This is a genomic window from Massilia sp. SYSU DXS3249 (assembly GCF_053668055.1).
In genome coordinates this window covers 1-17888 of the sequence record NZ_JBSIPX010000006.1, presented here as the reverse complement: position 1 = coordinate 17888, position 17888 = coordinate 1, and the positions used below count along the sequence as shown (strand labels likewise).

The 17888-nt window shown below is 62.5% G+C and carries 18 protein-coding genes and 1 other RNA gene; 9 read left to right on the top strand and 10 right to left on the bottom strand.

Annotated elements, in window-relative coordinates; all coding sequences use genetic code 11:
• Positions 1–6 precede the first annotated feature (6 nt).
• The 7 genes from cmk to gyrA all read right to left on the bottom strand — a co-directional run bounded on the left by cmk (position 7) and on the right by gyrA (position 9143).
• Positions 7–669: a (d)CMP kinase gene (cmk, locus tag ACWCIA_RS09010; RefSeq protein ID WP_454162516.1), complete on the bottom strand. Its 663-nt coding sequence runs from the start codon at positions 667–669 to the stop codon at positions 7–9.
• A gap of 32 nt (positions 670–701) precedes the next feature.
• On the bottom strand, positions 702–2048 hold the full coding sequence (gene aroA, locus ACWCIA_RS09005; RefSeq protein WP_454162515.1) for a 3-phosphoshikimate 1-carboxyvinyltransferase: 1347 nt from the start codon (positions 2046–2048) through the stop codon (positions 702–704).
• A complete protein-coding gene (locus tag ACWCIA_RS09000; RefSeq protein WP_454162514.1) occupies positions 2045–2950 on the bottom strand; it encodes a prephenate dehydrogenase in 906 nt (301 codons plus the stop codon). Before ACWCIA_RS09000 ends, aroA begins: the two co-directional genes overlap by 4 nt.
• Positions 2950–4053, bottom strand: a complete 1104-nt coding sequence (gene hisC, locus ACWCIA_RS08995; protein WP_454162512.1) for a histidinol-phosphate transaminase — start codon at positions 4051–4053, stop codon at positions 2950–2952. Before hisC ends, ACWCIA_RS09000 begins: the two co-directional genes overlap by 1 nt.
• A gap of 31 nt (positions 4054–4084) precedes the next feature.
• Positions 4085–5155, bottom strand: a complete 1071-nt coding sequence (gene pheA / locus ACWCIA_RS08990) for a prephenate dehydratase (RefSeq protein WP_454162510.1) — start codon at positions 5153–5155, stop codon at positions 4085–4087.
• Positions 5156–5347: 192 nt separating this feature from the next.
• On the bottom strand, positions 5348–6448 hold the full coding sequence (gene serC / locus ACWCIA_RS08985) for a 3-phosphoserine/phosphohydroxythreonine transaminase (protein ID WP_454162508.1): 1101 nt from the start codon (positions 6446–6448) through the stop codon (positions 5348–5350).
• 76 nt (positions 6449–6524) lie between these two features.
• On the bottom strand, positions 6525–9143 hold the full coding sequence (gyrA, locus tag ACWCIA_RS08980) for a DNA gyrase subunit A (RefSeq protein WP_454162506.1): 2619 nt from the start codon (positions 9141–9143) through the stop codon (positions 6525–6527).
• Positions 9144–9543: 400 nt separating this feature from the next.
• Here gyrA and ompA point away from each other — a divergent pair, with 400 nt between their 5' ends.
• The 6 genes from ompA to ACWCIA_RS08950 all read left to right on the top strand — a co-directional run bounded on the left by ompA (position 9544) and on the right by ACWCIA_RS08950 (position 14101).
• Positions 9544–10257, top strand: a complete 714-nt coding sequence (gene ompA / locus ACWCIA_RS08975; protein ID WP_454162504.1) for an outer membrane protein OmpA — start codon at positions 9544–9546, stop codon at positions 10255–10257.
• A gap of 110 nt (positions 10258–10367) precedes the next feature.
• Positions 10368–11069 (top strand): bifunctional 2-polyprenyl-6-hydroxyphenol methylase/3-demethylubiquinol 3-O-methyltransferase UbiG, encoded by a 702-nt coding sequence (ubiG, locus tag ACWCIA_RS08970; RefSeq protein ID WP_454162503.1) that lies wholly within the window; start codon positions 10368–10370, stop codon positions 11067–11069.
• Between the two features lie 26 nt (positions 11070–11095).
• Complete coding sequence (locus tag ACWCIA_RS08965; protein WP_454162501.1) at positions 11096–11797, top strand: HAD family hydrolase; 702 nt, start codon at positions 11096–11098, stop codon at positions 11795–11797.
• A gap of 102 nt (positions 11798–11899) precedes the next feature.
• Positions 11900–12583 (top strand): glycine zipper 2TM domain-containing protein, encoded by a 684-nt coding sequence (locus ACWCIA_RS08960; protein WP_454162499.1) that lies wholly within the window; start codon positions 11900–11902, stop codon positions 12581–12583.
• A gap of 225 nt (positions 12584–12808) precedes the next feature.
• Positions 12809–13165, top strand: a transfer-messenger RNA (tmRNA) gene (gene ssrA / locus ACWCIA_RS08955).
• A gap of 318 nt (positions 13166–13483) precedes the next feature.
• Complete coding sequence (locus tag ACWCIA_RS08950) at positions 13484–14101, top strand: site-specific integrase (RefSeq protein ID WP_454162497.1); 618 nt, start codon at positions 13484–13486, stop codon at positions 14099–14101.
• A gap of 31 nt (positions 14102–14132) precedes the next feature.
• On the opposite strand, the gene ACWCIA_RS08945 is transcribed toward ACWCIA_RS08950, so the two are convergent.
• Positions 14133–14873 (bottom strand): hypothetical protein, encoded by a 741-nt coding sequence (locus ACWCIA_RS08945; RefSeq protein ID WP_454162495.1) that lies wholly within the window; start codon positions 14871–14873, stop codon positions 14133–14135.
• Between the two features lie 124 nt (positions 14874–14997).
• On the bottom strand, positions 14998–15705 hold the full coding sequence (locus tag ACWCIA_RS08940) for an Abi-alpha family protein (RefSeq protein WP_454162493.1): 708 nt from the start codon (positions 15703–15705) through the stop codon (positions 14998–15000).
• A gap of 565 nt (positions 15706–16270) precedes the next feature.
• Between ACWCIA_RS08940 and ACWCIA_RS08935 the strand changes: the two genes are divergently transcribed.
• The 3 genes from ACWCIA_RS08935 (at position 16271) to ACWCIA_RS08925 (ending at position 17374) form a co-directional block, all read left to right on the top strand.
• Entirely contained in the window at positions 16271–16456 is a 186-nt protein-coding gene (locus ACWCIA_RS08935; protein ID WP_454162491.1) for a hypothetical protein, read from the top strand.
• Between the two features lie 105 nt (positions 16457–16561).
• Positions 16562–16921: a hypothetical protein gene (locus ACWCIA_RS08930; protein WP_454162489.1), complete on the top strand. Its 360-nt coding sequence runs from the start codon at positions 16562–16564 to the stop codon at positions 16919–16921.
• 105 nt (positions 16922–17026) lie between these two features.
• Positions 17027–17374, top strand: a complete 348-nt coding sequence (locus ACWCIA_RS08925) for an MmcQ/YjbR family DNA-binding protein (RefSeq protein WP_454162488.1) — start codon at positions 17027–17029, stop codon at positions 17372–17374.
• A gap of 43 nt (positions 17375–17417) precedes the next feature.
• Here the strand turns inward: ACWCIA_RS08925 and ACWCIA_RS08920 are convergent, their stop codons facing one another.
• Entirely contained in the window at positions 17418–17759 is a 342-nt protein-coding gene (locus ACWCIA_RS08920; protein ID WP_454162486.1) for a hypothetical protein, read from the bottom strand.
• Positions 17760–17888: the final 129 nt, after the last annotated feature.

Below are 17888 nucleotides of genomic sequence, written 5' to 3'. Positions count from 1 at the left end.
TGCTCTTTACAACAGCGCGTGCCAATGGAGAACTTGCTCCACGGCTTCATCGACCGACATATCCGACGTATCGAGGATGTACGCGCCCTCTGCCGGGACCAGCGGGGCGACGGTGCGATGGGTATCGCGTTCGTCGCGCGCCTGCAAATCCGCCAGCAGATCGTCCATGTTAGCAGAAATTCCTTTGCCAATCAATTGCTTATATCGGCGTTCGGCACGTGCTTCGACACTTGCCGTCAAAAACACTTTCAGCTTCGCATTCGGGAAGATCACCGTGCCCATGTCGCGCCCGTCGGCCACCAGGCCGGGCGCCTGGCGAAAGCCCAGCTGCAGGTCGTACAGCGCCTGGCGCACGCTCGGCAGGGCCGCGATTTTCGATGCGCTGTTGCCCACTTCCTCGGCCCGGATCGCCGCCCCCACCTCTTCCTCGCCCAGGAAAATGTCGCCGTTCGCGAAACGCGCCGGCAGGGCCTCGGCCAGCTTCGCCACACCCTGCTCGTCGGTCAGCGCGACGCCCGCACGGATGGCGGACAGGGCCGTCAGGCGGTAGAGCGCGCCCGAATCGAGCAGGTGGAAGCCGAGCCGTTCGGCGACGCGCGCCGCGACGGTGCCCTTGCCGGAGGCGGTAGGACCGTCAATGGTAATGACGGGGATGTGGGAGTTAGGCATGGATGTACCTCAAGTACGCTTGGTAAGCGTGGTTAAAACAGTTCGTTGCGCGCGATGGATGCGAACGCTTCGAAATAGTCGGGGAAGGTCTTGGCGACACACTTCGGGTCGTTGATGCGCATGGCGTTGCCGCGCCGCGCCTTGCCGTCGAGCGCCGCCAGCGAGAAGCACATCGCCATGCGGTGGTCGTCGTAGGTGTCGATCGTGGCCGGCTGCAGCTCCTCGGGCGGCGTGATGCGGATGTAGTCGGCGCCCTCCTCCACGGTGGCGCCGACCTTGCGCAGCTCGGTCGCCATCGCGGACAGGCGGTCGGTTTCCTTCACGCGCCAGCTGGCGATGTTACGCAGGGTACTCGGGCCGTCCGCATACAGCGCGGCCACCGCGATCGTCATGGCGGCATCGGGAATGTGGTTGAAGTCGGCATCGATGGCTTTCAAAACGCCGTTGCCGCCCGACCTGGCTTCGATCCAGTTGTCGCCGCGCTCGATGATGGCGCCCATCCGTTCGAGCGCATCGGCAAAGCGCACGTCGCCCTGGATGCTGTCGCGCCCCACCCCCTCCACCCGCACCGGGCCGCCGCCGATCGCGCCGGCCGCCAGGAAGTAGGAGGCGGACGAGGCGTCGCCCTCGACGTGGATGCTGCCCGGCGACACATAGCGCTGGCCGGGCTGCACCGTGAAGGAAGCCCAGCCGTTCTGCTCGACCGTCACGCCGAAGCGGCGCATCAGGTTGAGGGTGATTTCGATGTAGGGCTTGGAGATCAGCTCGCCGACCACGTCGATGGTGACCGCGTGGCCGCGCGCCATCAGCGGCGCGCTCATCAGGAGCGCGGTAAGGAACTGGCTCGAGACGTTGCCGCGCACCGACATGCGGTTGGCGTGGATGTGGCCGCGCTTGATGTGCAGCGGCGGGAAGCCCGGTTCGCCCGTGTACTCGATCTGGGCGCCGACTTCGTTCAAAGCGTCGACCAGGTCGCCGATCGGGCGCTCGTGCATGCGCGAGACGCCGTGCAGGGTGTAGTTGCCCCCGATCACGGCTAACGCCGCGGTCAGCGGGCGGATCGCGGTGCCGGCATTGCCCATGAACAGGTCGGCTTCGTGGTTCGGCAGCGTGCCGCCGTTGCCGTGCACGCGGACCGTACGCTCGTCGATTTCTTCCCATGCAATGCCGAGCGAGCGCAGCGCGCCCAGCATGACCATGGTGTCGTCGGAAGCCAGCAGGTCGTGAATCAGGGTCGTGCCCTCGCTCAGTGCGGCGAGCAGCAGCGTGCGGTTGGAAATGCTCTTCGATCCCGGCAGGCGCACCGTGCCCTCGACGTGCATGACGGGTTCGAGGTCGATGTGCTGCGGGTAGTGCTTGGACTGCTTGGATTGCGTCATTCGGTTTCCTGGTTCGGACGTGGCGGCGGCTCGGCCGTCTCGATGGCCTCGCTCCAGGCGCGGCGGGCGCGCTGGGCATTGGCGTAGACCGCCTCCAGCCCCGGGCCGTCACCGAGCGCAAGCTGCGTCCGTAATGCGTTCAATTGTGCCAGATATGCATCGAGCTCGCCGAGGAGTGCATCCCGGTTGGCCAGGCTGATGTCGCGCCACATTTCGGGCGAGGAGCCGGCGATGCGCGTGAAGTCGCGAAAGCCGCTGGCGGCGTACTGGAACAGCAGCTCGGCATGGGGCTTCTTCGCGATGTCGTCCACCAGTGCGTAGGCCAGCAGGTGCGGCAGGTGGCTGACCGCGGCGAAGACCCGGTCGTGCTCGTCCGGCGTGAGGGTGTGGACGATGGCGCCGCACAGGCGCCAGGCGGCCGCCACCAGGCCGACGTCGCCGTGGGCGTTTTCCGGCAGCGGCGTGAGGACCGCCTTCTTGCCGCGGTAGAGCTCAGCCAGGGCGGCGTCCGGCCCGTTCGATTCGCGCCCCGCGATCGGGTGCGCCGGGACGAACTGGTTCACCTTGCTGCCGAGCGCCTTGCGTGCGGCCGCGACGACGTCGCCCTTGGTGCTGCCGGCATCGGTGATCACGGTGCCCGGTTCCAGGTAGGGCAGCAGCGCGGCCAGGATAGTGCCGGTCTGCGCCACCGGCGCGGCGAGCAGCACCAGGTCGGCGCCCTCCATCGCTTCCCGGGCGGAAGTCGTGATCTGGTCGACGATGCCCAGCGCCAGCGCCCGCTCCAAGGCTTCGGGCGAGCGCTCCATGCCGACCACCTGGCGCGCGGCGCCGGCTGCTTTCAGCGCCAGCGCGAAGGAGCCGCCGATCAGGCCGGTGCCGACGATGACGACCTTGCCGAGCATTAGCCCAGGGCCTTCTTCAATGCCTCGACGAAGGCGGCGTTCTCCTGCGGCAGGCCGATCGAGATGCGCAGCCATTGCGGCAGGCCGTAGGCCGCCACCGGGCGCACGATCACGCCCTGCTTGAGCAGCGCCAGGTTGACGCGCGCGCCGGCGCCGTCGTCCTCGCCCACGCGCACCAGCACGAAATTGCCGAAGGACGGCACGTATTCCAGGCCGAGTTCGTCGAAGGCGGCGGTCAGCTGCTGGTAGCCCTGGGCGTTGTTCTCGGCGCCCTTGGCGAGGAATTCCTTGTCGTTAAGCGCCGCGATCGCCGCGGCCTGGGCCAGCGAATTGACGTTGAAGGGCTGGCGGATGCGGTTCATCAGGTCCGTCACGGCCGGCTGGGCGATGGCGAAACCGACCCGCAGGCCGGCCAGTCCATAGGCTTTCGAGAAGGTGCGCGAGACGACCAGGTTCGGGTACTTGCGCACCCAGTTGGCGGACTCGAACTGGTGCTCGGCCGCCAGGTATTCGTTGTAGGCCTCGTCGAGCACCACGATGACGTTGCCCGGCACCTTGTTCAGGAAAGCTTCGATCTCGGCCGCGCCAATGAAGGTCCCGGTCGGGTTGTTCGGGTTGGCGACGTAGACCAGGCGGGTGTCGGGCTCGATGGCGTCGGCCATGGCGGCGAGGTCGTGGCCGTAGTTCACGGCCGGGACGACGATCGCGCGTCCGCCCACGCCTTGCGTCGCCAGCGCGTACACAGCGAACGAGTACTGCGCGAACACGACCGACTCGCCCTTCTGCACGAAGGCGTGGGCGGCGATTTCCAGGATGTCGTTGCTGCCGTTGCCGAGGGTGATCCAGTCGGCCGGCACATCGTAGCGCGCGCTCAGGGCCGCCTTCAGTTCGAAGCCGTTCGCATCGGGATAGCGGCCGAGGTCGGCCGCCGCCCGGGCCATCGCCTGCCTGCTCGACTCGGGCACGCCGAAGGGATTTTCGTTGGAGGCAAGCTTGACGATGCTGGCTTCGTCGAGACCGAACTCGCGGGCGACTTCAGCGATGGGTTTGCCGGCCTGGTAAGGGGCGATGGCACGAACGTACTCTGGACCGAATTGCGACATTGGTAACCTCAAGGATTCTCGAAAAAGGGTGTTAAAGACCGACCGGGTAGGAGCCCAGCAGCTTGAAGAAGGAAGCGTTGTCCTGCAGTTCGGCCAGCGCGCGCGCGACCGGCTCGTCCTGGCGGTGGCCTTCGACGTCGACGTAGAAGTAGTACTCCCAGGTGCCGATGCGCGCCGGGCGCGACTCGAAGCGCGTCATCGACACGCCATGCTTCGCCAGCGGCGCCAGCAGCTTGTAGACGGCGCCGGCCTTGTTCGGCACGGCCAGCACGATCGAGGTGCGGTCGCGTCCCGAACGATTCGTTTCGAGGGCGCCGATCACGACGAAGCGGGTGCGGTTGTGCGGGTCGTCCTGGATGTGAGCCTGGACCACGCCGAGGCCGTACTGCTCGCCCGCCATCTCGCTGGCGATGGCGGCCACCGACGGATCGCGGCTGGCGATCACGGCCGCCTCCGCGTTCGAGGCCACGGCGCGGCGCTCGATGCCCGGGTGGTGCAGGTTGAGCCAGACCTGGCACTGGGCCAGGGCCTGCGAGTGGGCGCAGATGACGGTGACGCCCTCCATGCTGCCGGTCTTGCTCATCAGGCTGTGGTGGACTGGGATCGACACCTCGCCGCTGATCGCGCTGGTGGTGGCGAGCATCAGGTCCAGGGTGCGGTTGACCGCGCCTTCCGACGAGTTCTCGACCGGGACCACGCCGAAGTCGGCGGTGCCGGCGTCGGTGGCGCGGAAGACTTCGTCGATCGACGCACACGGAAGGCCTTCGACGGCGCTGCCGAACTGCTGGTAGACGGCCTGTTCGCTGAAGGTGCCGGCCGGGCCGAGATAGGCCACCGTGACGCGCTTCTCCAGCGCGCGGCAGGCCGACATCACTTCGCGGAAGATGGTCTGGACGTCCTGGTTCTTCAACGGACCCGGGTTGCGCTCGGCCACGCCGCGCAGCACCTGCGCTTCGCGCTCGGGGCGGAACACCGGGGCGTCGGTTTCGGCTTTCACGTGGCCGACTTCCTGGGCGATGCGCCCGCGCTGGCTCAGGAGCGCGAGGATTTGCGCGTCGATCGCATCGATCTGCTCGCGCAGGGGGGTGAGTTTGTCTGTCATGGTTTAGTTAACGAGAGGCTGCGTTCATCCATCGTTTGCCGGAGGGACGTAGGGTGGGCGGGTTCCCCGCCCACGCGTTCAAACAACGCGTGCAAATCGCACCGTGTCTGCGCAACCGTAATTTGGACGCGTGGGCGGGAAACCCGCCCACCCTACGGGTCAAGCGCATCTGTTGCCGTTATGCCGGCAACATCAACGCCCCGCAAACTCATTCAAATAATCGACCAGGGCCTGCACCCCTTCGATCGGCATCGCATTGTAGATCGATGCCCGCATGCCCCCGACGGACTTGTGGCCCTTCAGCTGCAGCAGCCCGCGCGCCTTCGCGCCGGCCAGGAATTGCTCATTCAGTGATTCGTCGCGTAAATAAAACGGGATATTCATGCGCGAGCGGCATGATGGATCCACGCGATTCGAATAAAAATCGTCGGCATCGAGCGCCGCATACAGCAGTCGTGCCTTTTCAATATTACGCTGTTCCATGGCCGCCACGCCACCCTCGCGTTTCAGGTGCGCAAAGACCAGCCCGGCGATATAGATCGAATAAGTCGGCGGCGTGTTGAACATCGACTCGTGCTCAGCCACGTTCTTCCAATGGAAGGCGGACGGGCAGATCGGCAGCGCGTGCTCGAGCAGGTCGTCGCGCACGATCACCAGGGTCAGCCCGGCCGGCCCGATGTTTTTCTGGGCGCCGGCGAAGATCACGCCGTACTGCGACACGTCGATTTCACGCGACAGGATGTGCGAGGACATGTCCGCCACCAGCGGCACGTCGCCATCGAGCCGGGGCACGAAGTTGTACTCGACGCCGTCGATGGTTTCGTTGGTGCAGACGTGCAGGTAGGCCGCGCCCTCGGTCAGCTTCCAACTGTCCTGCGGCGGCACATACGTAAAGCCCTCGGCCTGGCTGGAGGCGGCGACGTTGACGCGGGCATAGCGCGCGGCTTCCTTGATCGACTTGCCGGACCACGAGCCCGTGTGGACGAAGTCGATGGTGGCCGGCTCATTGGCACGACCGTGCACGCGCCCCAGCAGGTTGAGGGGAATGACGGCGTTCTGGCCGAGTCCCCCGCCCTGCATGAACAGGATCTTGTAGTTCGGCGGCACCGCCAGCAACTCGCGCAGGTCGGCTTCGGCTTGCTTGTAGATTGAGATGAATTCCGGACCGCGGTGGCTCATCTCCATCACCGACATGCCGCTGCCGTGCCAGTCGAGCATTTCGCTCGCGGCCTGCTGCAGTACTTCCTTGGGGAGGACGGCGGGTCCTGCTGAGAAATTGAATACCTGGGTCATGCGAGGAAAGGTAGGCGGAAGTGTTCCATTGTACGAAAAAAAACGCCACCCCCGCAGGAGTGGCGTTTTATCGGGCTTATTGCGGCCCTGCTTCGAGCTCGACCTCTTCCAGGTCCGTCTCGACGATGCGCTGCAGGCCCGACAGCTTGGTGCCGTCTTCGACCGCGATCAGGGTGACGCCCTGGGTCGCGCGGCCCATCTCGCGGATCTCGGACACGCGGGTGCGGATCAGCACGCCGCCGGTCGTGATCAGCATGATCTCATCGTTGGCGTCGACCAGGGTCGCGGCGACCACCTTGCCGTTACGCTCGCTGGTCTGGATCGCGATCATGCCCTTGGTGCCGCGGCCGTGGCGGGTGTACTCCGTGATCGGGGTACGCTTGCCGAAGCCGTTCTCGGTGGCCGTGAGCACCGACTGCTGCTCGTTCTCGGCCACCAGCAGCGCGATCACGTTCTGGCCGTCCTCCAGGTTCATGCCGCGCACGCCGCGCGCGGTACGGCCCATCGGGCGCACGTCGTTCTCGTCGAAGCGCACGGCCTTGCCGGCGTCGGAGAACAGCATCACGTCGTGCTGGCCGTCGGTCAGCGCCGCGCCGATCAGGAAGTCGCCCTCGTCCAGGTCGACCGCGATGATGCCGGCCTTGCGTGGATTGCTGAAGTCGCGCAGCGGCGTCTTCTTGACCGTGCCCAGCGAGGTCGACATGAACACGTAGTGGTCTTCCGGGAAGGTGCGGTTTTCGCCCGACAGCGGCAGGATGACCGTGATCTTCTCGTTGTCCTGCAGCGGGAACATGTTGACGATCGGCTTGCCGCGCGAGTTGCGCGAACCCTGCGGCACTTCCCACACCTTCAGCCAGTACATGCGGCCGCGGTTCGAGAAGCACAGCATGTAGTCGTGCGTGTTCGCGATGAAGAGCTGGTCGATCCAGTCCTCGTCCTTGGTCGCCATCGCCTGCTTGCCGCGGCCGCCGCGCTTTTGCGCACGGTATTCGGCGATCGGCTGCGACTTCATGTAGCCGGTGTGCGAGAGCGTCACCACCATGTCCTGCGGGGTGATCAGGTCTTCGGTTTCGAGCTCGTTGGCGTTGTGCTCGATGGCCGAGCGGCGCGCGTCCTTGCCGTTTTCCGTGTAGTCGTTCTTGACCGCGACCATCTCGTCGCTGATGATGGTCGTCACGCGTTCCGGCTTGGCCAGGATGTCGAGCAGGTCGGCGATGTGGGCCATCACTTCCTTGTACTCGTTGACGATCTTGTCCTGCTCGAGGCCCGTCAGGCGCTGCAGGCGCATCTGCAGGATTTCCTGGGCCTGCTCGTCCGACAGCTTGTACAGGCCGTCCTGCTGCATGCCGTAGTGCTTCGGCAGGTGCTCAGGACGGAAGGCTTCGATGCCGCCGATGGTGTTGCCCTCGGCGGTACGCAGCAGCATTTCGCGTACCAGGGACGAATCCCAGGCGCGCTGCATCAGTTCCACTTTCGCCACTGGCGGCGTCGGCGCGGCCTTGATGATGGCGATGAAGTCGTCGATGTTCGCCAGGGCGACGGCCAGGCCTTCGAGCATGTGGCCGCGCTCGCGCGCCTTGCGCAACTCGAACACGGTGCGGCGCGTGACCACTTCGCGGCGGTGCGACAGGAAGCACTCGAGCATCTGCTTGAGGTTCAGCAGCTTCGGCTGGCCGTTGACCAGCGCCACCATGTTCATGCCGAAGGTGTCCTGGAGCTGGGTCTGCTTGTACAGGTTGTTCAGCACCACTTCCGGCACTTCGCCGCGCTTGAGTTCAATGACGACGCGCATGCCCGACTTGTCGGACTCGTCGCGGATGTCGCTGATGCCTTCGAGCTTCTTGTCGCGCACGTTCTCGGCGATGCGCTCGAGCAGCGACTTCTTGTTTACCTGGTACGGCAGCTCGTCGATGATGATCGCGACGCGCCCGCCATCCTTGCCATACTCTTCGAAGTGGGTCTTGGCGCGCATCACCACGCGGCCGCGGCCGGTGCGGTAACCGTCGCGCACGCCCGAGACGCCGTAGATGATGCCGGCGGTCGGGAAGTCCGGCGCCGGGATCAGCTCGATCAGCTCGTCGATGCTGCATTCCGGGTTGCGCAGCAGGTGCTGGGCGCCGTTGATGACTTCCGCCAGGTTGTGCGGCGGGATGTTGGTCGCCATGCCGACCGCGATGCCCGAGGAACCATTGATCAGCAGGTTGGGAATCCGGGTCGGCAAGACCGTCGGTTCCTTTTCCTTGCCGTCATAGTTAGGCTGGTAGTCGACCGTGTCCTTGTCGATGTCGGCCAGCAGTTCGCTCGAGATGCGGTCGAGGCGGCACTCCGTATAACGCATTGCCGCCGCGCTGTCGCCGTCGATCGAGCCGAAATTGCCCTGGCCGTCGACCAGCGTGTAGCGCAGCGAGAAGTCCTGGGCCATGCGCACCAGCGTGTCGTAGATCGACGAGTCGCCGTGCGGGTGGTATTTACCCATGGTGTCGCCGACCACGCGCGCGCACTTCACGTACGGGCGGCTGTGCGTCGTATTACTTTCGTGCATCGAGAAGAGGACACGGCGGTGCACCGGCTTCAGGCCATCGCGCACATCCGGCAGCGCGCGGCCCACGATCACGCTCATCGCGTAGTCGAGGTAGCTCTTGCGCATCTCTTCTTCGAGGGAAATAGGGACTGTTTCTTTTGCGAATTGATCCATTGGGCGGGTCGACTGCTTTCAGGCTAATGGTTATGAGTTCCAGCCAATGATTCTACCATGCACCACTAGTCGCTGCGACATTTACAGGCAGAGCGCGCCGGGGCCTCGACCGCACACAATTGTTGATCTGACACAAGCGCGTCATAAACATTCGTCAAGCTAGCGTGCGCTGCTAATCCGTTGTTGCGCAGAAACAACGCGACGCCACGCCATGCACGGCGATTGCGCACTCAGGCGGTCGTGCAGATGTGGCGTATGTGGCAAAATGGCCGAGAAGTTAATTGCATGTTTCGCAATGCGAAACGGGCGCGGGCACATCGCTGTTAATATTCTGCCTACGTTACCGCGAATGACTAATCGTTTCGCTACGAAAAGATATAAAACCGAAAGGAAGAAAAAGATGAAGAAGATTGCAACCCTCATGCTGGCCGCGTCGGCAGCGATGGCTGGGAGTGCCTTTGCCCAAAGCGCACCACCTTATGCACCGCTGACGACCGACATCCAGGCGAACAAGCCGTACAGCGCGTACGTCCAGGACAGCCGCGGCGTGATCGCGCGCGATCCTTTCGGCCTCTGCTGGCGTACCGGTTACTGGACCCCGGCCGACGCGGTCCCTGGCTGCGACGCACCGCTGTGCGTCCCACCTGAAAAACTCGAAAACGGCAAGTGCGTCGCTCCGCCGCCACCGCCACCACCGCCGCCAGTGGCCGAAGCACCGGCTCCAGCGCCTGCACCGGCACCGGTCCCGACCTCGGAAAAGGTGAGCTACTCGGCTGACGCCTTCTTCGACTTCGACAAGGCCGTCCTGAAGCCTGCCGGCAAGGCATCGCTCGACGAGCTGACCTCGAAGCTGGGCGACATGAACCTGGAAGTCATCATCGCCGTCGGCCACACCGACTCGATCGGCACCGATGCCTACAACCAGAAGCTGTCGATCCGCCGCGCCGAAGCCGTCAAGGCCTACCTGCAAGGCAAGGGCGTCGATGCCGCACGCATCTACACCGAAGGCAAGGGCGAGAAGCAGCCGGTCGCCGACAACAAGAGCTCGGCTGGCCGCGCGAAGAACCGCCGCGTCGAGATCGAAGTGGTTGGTACCCGCACCCGCCAGCAGTAATTCCTGCTGCGTTACAAAGAACCCCGCTACGGCGGGGTTTTTTTTCGCCCTTGCGCGTCCTGCATATTTTGTCCGTCGCAGCTTATTATTTCCCGCTATTATTCCGACCTATGAATACGAACGCCGACCCCTTAGAAATCAACAAGTTCAGCGAGCTGGCCCACCGGTGGTGGGACCCGACTTCCGAGTTCCGCCCGCTGCATGAGATCAACCCACTGCGCCTGGAATGGATCAACGCGCGCGCCCCCCTGTCGGGCAAGAACGTGATCGACATCGGTTGCGGCGGCGGCGTGCTGTCCGAATCGATGGCGCGCAAGGGCGCGAAAGTGACCGGCATCGACTTGTCGAAGAAGGCATTGAAAGTGGCGGATTTGCATGGCCTGGAGTCGGGCGTCGACGTGCGCTACAAGCTCATCGCCGCCGAAGACATGGCCGCCGAGGAACCGGGCCAGTACGACGTCGTCACCTGCATGGAAATGCTCGAGCACGTGCCGGACCCGGCTTCGATCGTGCGCGCCGCCGCCGCCCTGGCCAAACCGGGCGGCAAGCTGTTCTTCTCTACCATCAACCGCAACCCGAAGGCCTATTTGCTGGCCGTGATCGGCGCCGAATACGTGCTGCGCATGCTGCCGCGCGGCACCCACGACTACGGCAAGTTCCTGACGCCGGCCGAACTGTCGCAATTCATGCGCGCAGCCGGCCTGCAGGTCGACGGCATGAAGGGCCTGACCTACAATCCGCTGACCAAGATCTATTCGCTCAACAACGACACCGATGTGAACTACATGGTGGCGTGCTCCAAGCCTCTCTGAACCAAGCCTGAATTAAGCGCCCCACGATGACCTCCCCTGCCTTCACCCTGGCACCGCGTGCCGTCCTGTTCGACCTCGACGGCACGCTGGCCGACACCGCTCCCGACCTGGCCGCCGCCGTCAACTGGCTGCGCACCGAGCGCGGTTTCGAACCGACGCCCTACAGCGTGCTGCGCCCGACCGCCTCGGCCGGCGCCCGCGGCATGATCGGCGCCGCCTTCGGCCTGGCGCCGGGCGACGAAGGCTACGAGGAACTGCGACTGCAATGGTTCGACCGCTACCAATCGAACATGGCCGCGGAAACGACCCTGTTCGAAGGCATCGATCAACTGCTGCACGGCATCGAAGAGGCCGGCATGGCCTGGGGCGTCGTCACCAACAAGCCGGCGCGCTTCACCGACCCGCTGATCCCGCAGATCGGCCTGGCGCACGCCGGCTGCATCGTCTCGGGCGACACCATGCCGCACGCCAAGCCGCACCCGGCGCCGCTGCTCGAGGGAGCCCGACGTTTGGACATCGCGCCTGAGCTGTGCTGGTACGTCGGCGACGACCTGCGCGACATCGAAGCCGGCCGCGCTGCCGGCATGGTGACGGTCGCCTGTGGCTGGGGCTACTGCGGCGAGATCGCCCCCACCACTTGGGGCGCCGACTACCTCTGCAATACGCCGCTCGAGCTGCTGGACGTGCTGCGCAAGCTCGCGCCGCATGCTACGACTGTTGACGCATAGCATTAACAACTGATTACAACTGAAACAGGCTTCTGTCTATCGTGTAACTGAAGCGGCCGGTAATCTGCACCCATCGACAACGCAACAATGATGGAGCAAAAGATGAACACCACCACCCAAACCGCTTCCCGCATTCATCCCCTGATGGCCGCTGCAGCCGTATCGGTGGTCATCGTCAGCCTGACCGGCGCCGCCGCCATCACCGGCCTCCTGCCGACCTCGCGCGGCGCGGCGGAACCGGCTCTCACCCCGGCCACCGCCGGCATGCCGCTGGCGGCACCATTGGCAGCCGGCCAGGTGCAAACCACCGCCGTGCCGCCGCTGGCAGCGCAGCAGTACGCGGCAGCCGCACCGGCCGCCGCTCCGCTGGTGGTCAGCGCCGCGCCCGGCACGACCACCTACGTCCAAGCCGCCAACCACCCTTCCGCACCGGTCGTGGTCGTCAAGCAGGAGCCGGCGCCAGTCGTCAAGAAAACGGTCGTCGTGCAGAAGCCGGTTGTGCAGAAGGTCGTGCGCCATGAAGAGCCGATCTACCGCCCGACCCAGCAGGTGGCCCGCTACGAAGAGCCAAGCTACCGCCCTGCCCCGGCCCCTGTCGCCCCGGCACCGGCACCAGCGCCGTCCCAGCCGAGCTACGTCGGCATCGCTACCGGCGCCGTCGTCGGCGGCCTGATCGGCAACCAGGTCGGCGGCGGCAACGGCAAGAAGCTCGCCACCCTCGCCGGCGTCATCGGCGGCGGCTACCTCGGCAACGAAATCGCCAAGCGCAACAGCAACGGCCAGTAAGCCCCGATTGTTTTGGTTGAACCGCAGCGCAGGACTGGCTGCGGTTTTTTTCGTGGCGTCGCAGGGTGCGCATTCATGCGCACGCGGTCTTACCGCCAGAACACCTGTGGCGTCATCCTCACAGGCATTTGCAACACTTCGTAACCCCACGGGCCAGCAACGGCTCGAGACCACCCAAGCCACTGCACACGAGCCGCGATTGGAGTACAATGAAGCTTCTTCGTTGGGGGCGACCTGGTTTCGACGTGGGTTGCAAAGCAGCGCAGGGCATACCGAGGACTGGTTACCTCGTAAATACATCCAGAAATCAATAACTGCAAACGATAACTCGTACGCACTCGCAGCTTAATTGCTGCTAGCTCTACAACACCTCGCCCCTGGGGTGGCCGCAAGGCAGTAGAGTCATTTACAGGGGCTAGGACTCAACCGGGTTACTTGGTTGCTTCCGAAATTTAAGGTAACTCGCTTGTACAAAGGGTGCACGTCCCCGTTGTACCGGTTAAATTAAATGGCAGTGCTAAGTATGTAGAACTGTCTGTAGAGTGCTTGCGGACGCGGGTTCGATTCCCGCCGCCTCCACCACCGTACAAAAAACACAGCCCCGCTGGCGAAAGCCAGCGGGGCTGTGTTTTTTGTACGGCGTTGTTTAGGCGTCGGGAATCGGACCTGCGGACGGCACGGACGCGGGGCGAGCAGGGGTTTCGAGCCGCGCGAGCGGCGAGCCTGCGAGCGACTTTGCGCCCCTGGGCGCAAAGGCTCTCCGATTCGCCTGACTAAGGAAAATCGCGCAGCGATTTTTTGCCTTTGCCTTTTTTCTCTCGTGCTGTGTCTCGCGGAGCTTGTGTCCGAATGTCAGACCTGACCCTGCTACGCTGACCCTACTGCCCAAGATGGGAGGAAATGAGGGAGCGCGATACCATCGCCCCCTTCACCAAGCACGAGCAAGCGGTCATCCTGCAGCAGCTGCAGGGCCAGGGCCGCAACCTGATCCAGTTCGCCTTCTGGACCGGCATGCGTACGTCCGAGCTGGTTGCGCTCGACTGGGGCGACATCGACTTCGTCCGCGGCGTCGCCGTAGTATCTCGCGCGATGACGCAGCAATCGAAAACTGCCGAGGTGCCGAAGACCGACGCCGGTCGGCGAGAGGTCAAGCTCTTAGCCGGCGCGCTCGAGGCGCTACAGGCACAGAAGCCGCACACCTGGCTCGCAGGCGCTGAAGTGTTCCAAAATCCTCAGACCAAGGCTCGATGGGCTGGCGACCAGCCGATCCGCAAAACGCTATGGACCTGGGCACTAAAGAAAGGCGGGGTTCGCTACCGCTACCCGTACCAAACGCGACACACCTACGCCAGCATGATGCTCTCCGCCGGCGAACACCCAATGTGGGTCGCAAAACAGATGTGGCACGCAGATTGGACGATGATTGCTCGTACTTATGGAAAATGGATGCCCGACGCAGATCAGCTTGCTGGCTCCCGTACTGAAACCGTTTTCGGACAACCATCATTGGCCGCATGAGGTGACTGGTAGAAATCGAAAGGCTGTCTGGCTATTTCGTCAGGTCGTGGATAATCGCGGCCTTCAAATTGTTTACATCTGGACTCTCAACAATAAATTGGATGCTAGCAAGGAATTCCATGAACACTGCGTCAAGGAACTCAGGTTCATATCGGAATTGTTCCGACTGATCTTCCAAACCCGAAATATCACAGTTGAAAATTGCCCCGCCGTTCTGAATTCCAAGACGCAAACTGCGACGAAGTTGACCCATAGCCTTAAGCTTCTTCTCAGGCAACGAGTTAGAGGGCGTCATATCGTAATGCACTCCTCCAGCTTTATTAGCAACGTAGCTTATAACCTCCCGTCGAGTTATCTCGGTTCCGTTAATGAAGCCAACTACTTGCTTAAGGAAACTGTCTAACTTGAGAGGAATGAGCTTCGATGCGTCGAAGTCCATAGCTGGGGCTTGAGCACCTACCGAAACCACCCCTCGCGATATCTGAACACCAAACGCCTTCAGACCACCCAAGATGAAGCACACCACATGACTATTTCTAGCTGCACTGGCGATAGGCTTAACATCAGGAACGAGGAAGGTAAGAGGCATTCGACGGCTTCCAGCTGCTGATGGAAGCACTCCGTCTAGCAAAAGGCGCCGCACTGTAGATGCATACAGCCTGACGTCGTCCTGACTTGGGTTGACAATCTCCTTGAGCTTGGCCAGATTGTTCAGATCGCCAAGGAGAATCTGATCTCGCTCGAGGTCTTTCTGAATTACCTTCATTTTCACCCTGTAATTTTGTGAGACAGGTTCTCGAACCTTGGCTCAAGACCTTTCTAGAGTTCAATGATACTCCAGCGCTTACAAGTCAGCCGTGCTTCGAGCTGGCCACGCCAGGGGAAGGCCTGCAGGGCTACACGGCTACACGATGCAGCGTCACGGCATCAACGAACGCACGTCCGAGCACGGTCGGCTGAACCATTGGATAAAACTTCGGCCCCCCGAACGTATCTCCGATATCGATACAGCCGACTCGCTCCAGATTTTCCAACGAAAGCTTCACGTCTAGCGACGGCTGCGCCCAGTTGTCAACGGTCTCACCTGGGATGGAGTTGCGTGCACGCTGTGGCAACTCGCCAGTAACTACCCCTTCCCGCTGATTCTCGTTTGGCAGCAGAGAGTAGATCTTCAGAAGAATCAGGGCGTCGAGCGACGTCAGCTGTTCCAAAATAGAAATGAATGCTCGACGCATCTCGACCGGGCTGCTGGCATTCGCCGCATTCACGAGCAGATGGGCCCACAGATCCTGCAATGAATCGTCCTCCTCGAGTGAAGCCTGCTCAAGAAGCGGCACTGCGAATTTCAAGGGGACAGCGCGCGTGGGATGCGCAATCCCCAATTCGCTCAAGAGTTCCCGTGTGCGCACCTGAAATCGAAGCTGCCGTTCCGCGCGCATAAATGTCAGCCTATCCGCAACGATGCCGAAGCCAGCGGCCAAAGGCGCTCGCGTGAACTCAGACACGAAATGGCTTAGTTCGGTTATTGCTTCGATTCCCTTTCCGGTCACCTTCGCTACCTCTTGCACTGCTTCCGCTACTGCTGTTATCGGATCTGACGGCACGCGAGCCTCCAAAAATTGTTCTTAAGGTATGGTACATGATGATGGGCTGGCCGCTTAAAGGCAGGCGCTGTTGCGTTCTTCGGATCGGGAACCAAAAAAGAGTGAAAAGCTGTTAAATGACAACCTGCGGACAACATACCTGCTGAAACCCGCATGAATGCTCAGTTGTCGCGGGTTCGATTCCCGCCGCCTCCACCACCGTACAAAAAACACAGTCCCGCTGGCGCAAGCCAGCGGGGCTGTGTTTTTTATACGGTGTTGTTTAGGCGTCTGGAATCGGACCTGCGGACGGTACGGACGCGGGGCGAGCAGGGATTTCGAGCCGCGCGAGCGGCGAGCCTGCGAGCGACTTTGCGCCTCCGGGCGCAAAGTCTCTCCGATTCGCCTGACTAAGGAAAATCGCACAGCGATTTTTTGCCTTTCCGCCTCCTGCATGATCAGCCGAGATATCGACGTCCGGCCAAAACAATTTCCCCACGCTCAGCAGTTCCCCCCCAGTTGTCCCCCCACCCATTTTCGCGTATCTTTTACCCAACGCTCCATGCAGTCCGCATCCTCATAAACCATGCGCACCCGCCGAGACCACCAAACCGCCAAACTGATCGACACCACGATCAACGACCTCCGTTCACGCGGCATGTACGCCACCGCCCGCTCCCTGTTCGAAGCCGGCGTCCCCTTCACCGTCGCCCGCCGCGTCCTGGCCCATCCCGACCAGCGCCGCACCTATGGCAGCGCCGCCCTCCACTAAGCTGCACCCCCCATCCCGCACGCCAGCGGAACTCAGCAATATCCACTTGCTGTGTTAGCATTTGCTTAACGCGAACAGTCGCGGCATAACGTCATCGAAGGAATCATGGTTAAAGTCAACGGCAAGGAAGTTCTGTTTTCCACCTCATTCATCGTCGGCCCGAACGAAGAGGCTGTCCTCACGCCTGCGGAGCTGCGCGGCACGAGTATCACCATCCATGCGGTCGAACAGGCGGCCGACGCGAATGCCTCGGCCCTGAAGATCGACGGCTCGCCCGGCAATGCGAAGATCACGCTGCCGTTCGTGCAGAGCGGCGCCTTCTCGGGCGCGCTGGAGATGGGCATGTCGGGCAAGGACAGGGTCACCGGCCGCATCGTGGCGCAGGGTTTTAACGGCGCAATGATCGTGCACTTCGCCATGTACCTCGAGCGTGAAGCGAACTACGCGATGCGCAAGCCCCAGTAATCCCGCACGGGCACTTCTTTTTTCTTTCCAAAATGCATGCAGTGGATGGCGGCGATATAGAATCGTTGCCGTCCACACCCTTGCCCTGCAAAAGGAAAGTTGCGTATGAATTTCGACGAAGCGAAGACCCTCTGCCGTTCCTTCCCCGGCGTCACCGAAGACACCAAGTGGGACAATGACCTCGTCTTTTCCATCGGCGAAAAGATGTTCGCCGTGACCAACCTGGGCGAGGCGACCGGCATGAGCTTCAAGGTCGACGACGACCGCTTCCTGGAGCTGACGGACCGTCCGGGGATCATTCCGGCGCCTTACCTGGCGCGCGCCAAGTGGGTGTATGTCGAGGATGCGAAGGCGCTGGGCGACGAGGAGGCGGCGCAGTTGCTGCGCAGGTCGTATGAGCTGGTGTTCGGGAAGTTGACGAAGAAGCTGCAGCGGGAGATCAGCGGGAGCTGAACGGTTTCCAGCTCCTGGCAATGCGCCCAACCGGGCGGGGCGCTTATTGGAACTTCAGGTCGATCCGTTCGTCGTTCAACAGCACGACTGATTCGTCGATCAACCTCTGTCCCGAAATGTCCTTGTTCTTATAATTTCGCACGGCTGCTTGCGGCATCATGAATTCGTACTTCAGCCGCTCGCCCGGATCGGATTCCTTCGTAAAGTTTTTAGTCCTTGTGCTGATCACGATGTTGTATCCGTAGAAAAGCTTGGGGTCCGAAATCCTATCGTTCAGGGGATTGAGCGTCTTGCGCACCGTTCCGTCGAATACTTCCTTCCCAGTTCCATACCGGTCGAACTTGAGCGAGTTGAAGACGTTCTCGGAGTCGAGCTCAAAGGTCAAATTGAATCGCCACGACTATCGTAGACACTCCTGAGCCATAATAGCGGACACAAGGAGAAGATATGAGCGGTAAGCGGTATCCAGAGGAATTCAAGATTGCAGCGGTCAAGCAGGTCGCGCAAGGCGGTC

Coding starts and splice junctions, on each gene's coding strand:
- serC (WP_454162508.1), bottom strand. CDS start 6,448: ATGACCCAGGTATTCAATTTCTCAGCAGGACCCGCCGTCCTCCCCAAG.
- ACWCIA_RS08930 (WP_454162489.1), top strand. CDS start 16,562: ATGGTTAAAGTCAACGGCAAGGAAGTTCTGTTTTCCACCTCATTCATC.
- ACWCIA_RS08935 (WP_454162491.1), top strand. CDS start 16,271: ATGCGCACCCGCCGAGACCACCAAACCGCCAAACTGATCGACACCACG.
- ACWCIA_RS08960 (WP_454162499.1), top strand. CDS start 11,900: ATGAACACCACCACCCAAACCGCTTCCCGCATTCATCCCCTGATGGCC.
- pheA (WP_454162510.1), bottom strand. CDS start 5,155: ATGACAGACAAACTCACCCCCCTGCGCGAGCAGATCGATGCGATCGAC.
- ACWCIA_RS09000 (WP_454162514.1), bottom strand. CDS start 2,950: ATGCTCGGCAAGGTCGTCATCGTCGGCACCGGCCTGATCGGCGGCTCC.
- ACWCIA_RS08925 (WP_454162488.1), top strand. CDS start 17,027: ATGAATTTCGACGAAGCGAAGACCCTCTGCCGTTCCTTCCCCGGCGTC.
- ACWCIA_RS08965 (WP_454162501.1), top strand. CDS start 11,096: ATGACCTCCCCTGCCTTCACCCTGGCACCGCGTGCCGTCCTGTTCGAC.
- gyrA (WP_454162506.1), bottom strand. CDS start 9,143: ATGGATCAATTCGCAAAAGAAACAGTCCCTATTTCCCTCGAAGAAGAG.
- aroA (WP_454162515.1), bottom strand. CDS start 2,048: ATGACGCAATCCAAGCAGTCCAAGCACTACCCGCAGCACATCGACCTC.
- cmk (WP_454162516.1), bottom strand. CDS start 669: ATGCCTAACTCCCACATCCCCGTCATTACCATTGACGGTCCTACCGCC.
- ubiG (WP_454162503.1), top strand. CDS start 10,368: ATGAATACGAACGCCGACCCCTTAGAAATCAACAAGTTCAGCGAGCTG.
- ompA (WP_454162504.1), top strand. CDS start 9,544: ATGAAGAAGATTGCAACCCTCATGCTGGCCGCGTCGGCAGCGATGGCT.
- ACWCIA_RS08950 (WP_454162497.1), top strand. CDS start 13,484: ATGAGGGAGCGCGATACCATCGCCCCCTTCACCAAGCACGAGCAAGCG.
- hisC (WP_454162512.1), bottom strand. CDS start 4,053: ATGTCGCAATTCGGTCCAGAGTACGTTCGTGCCATCGCCCCTTACCAG.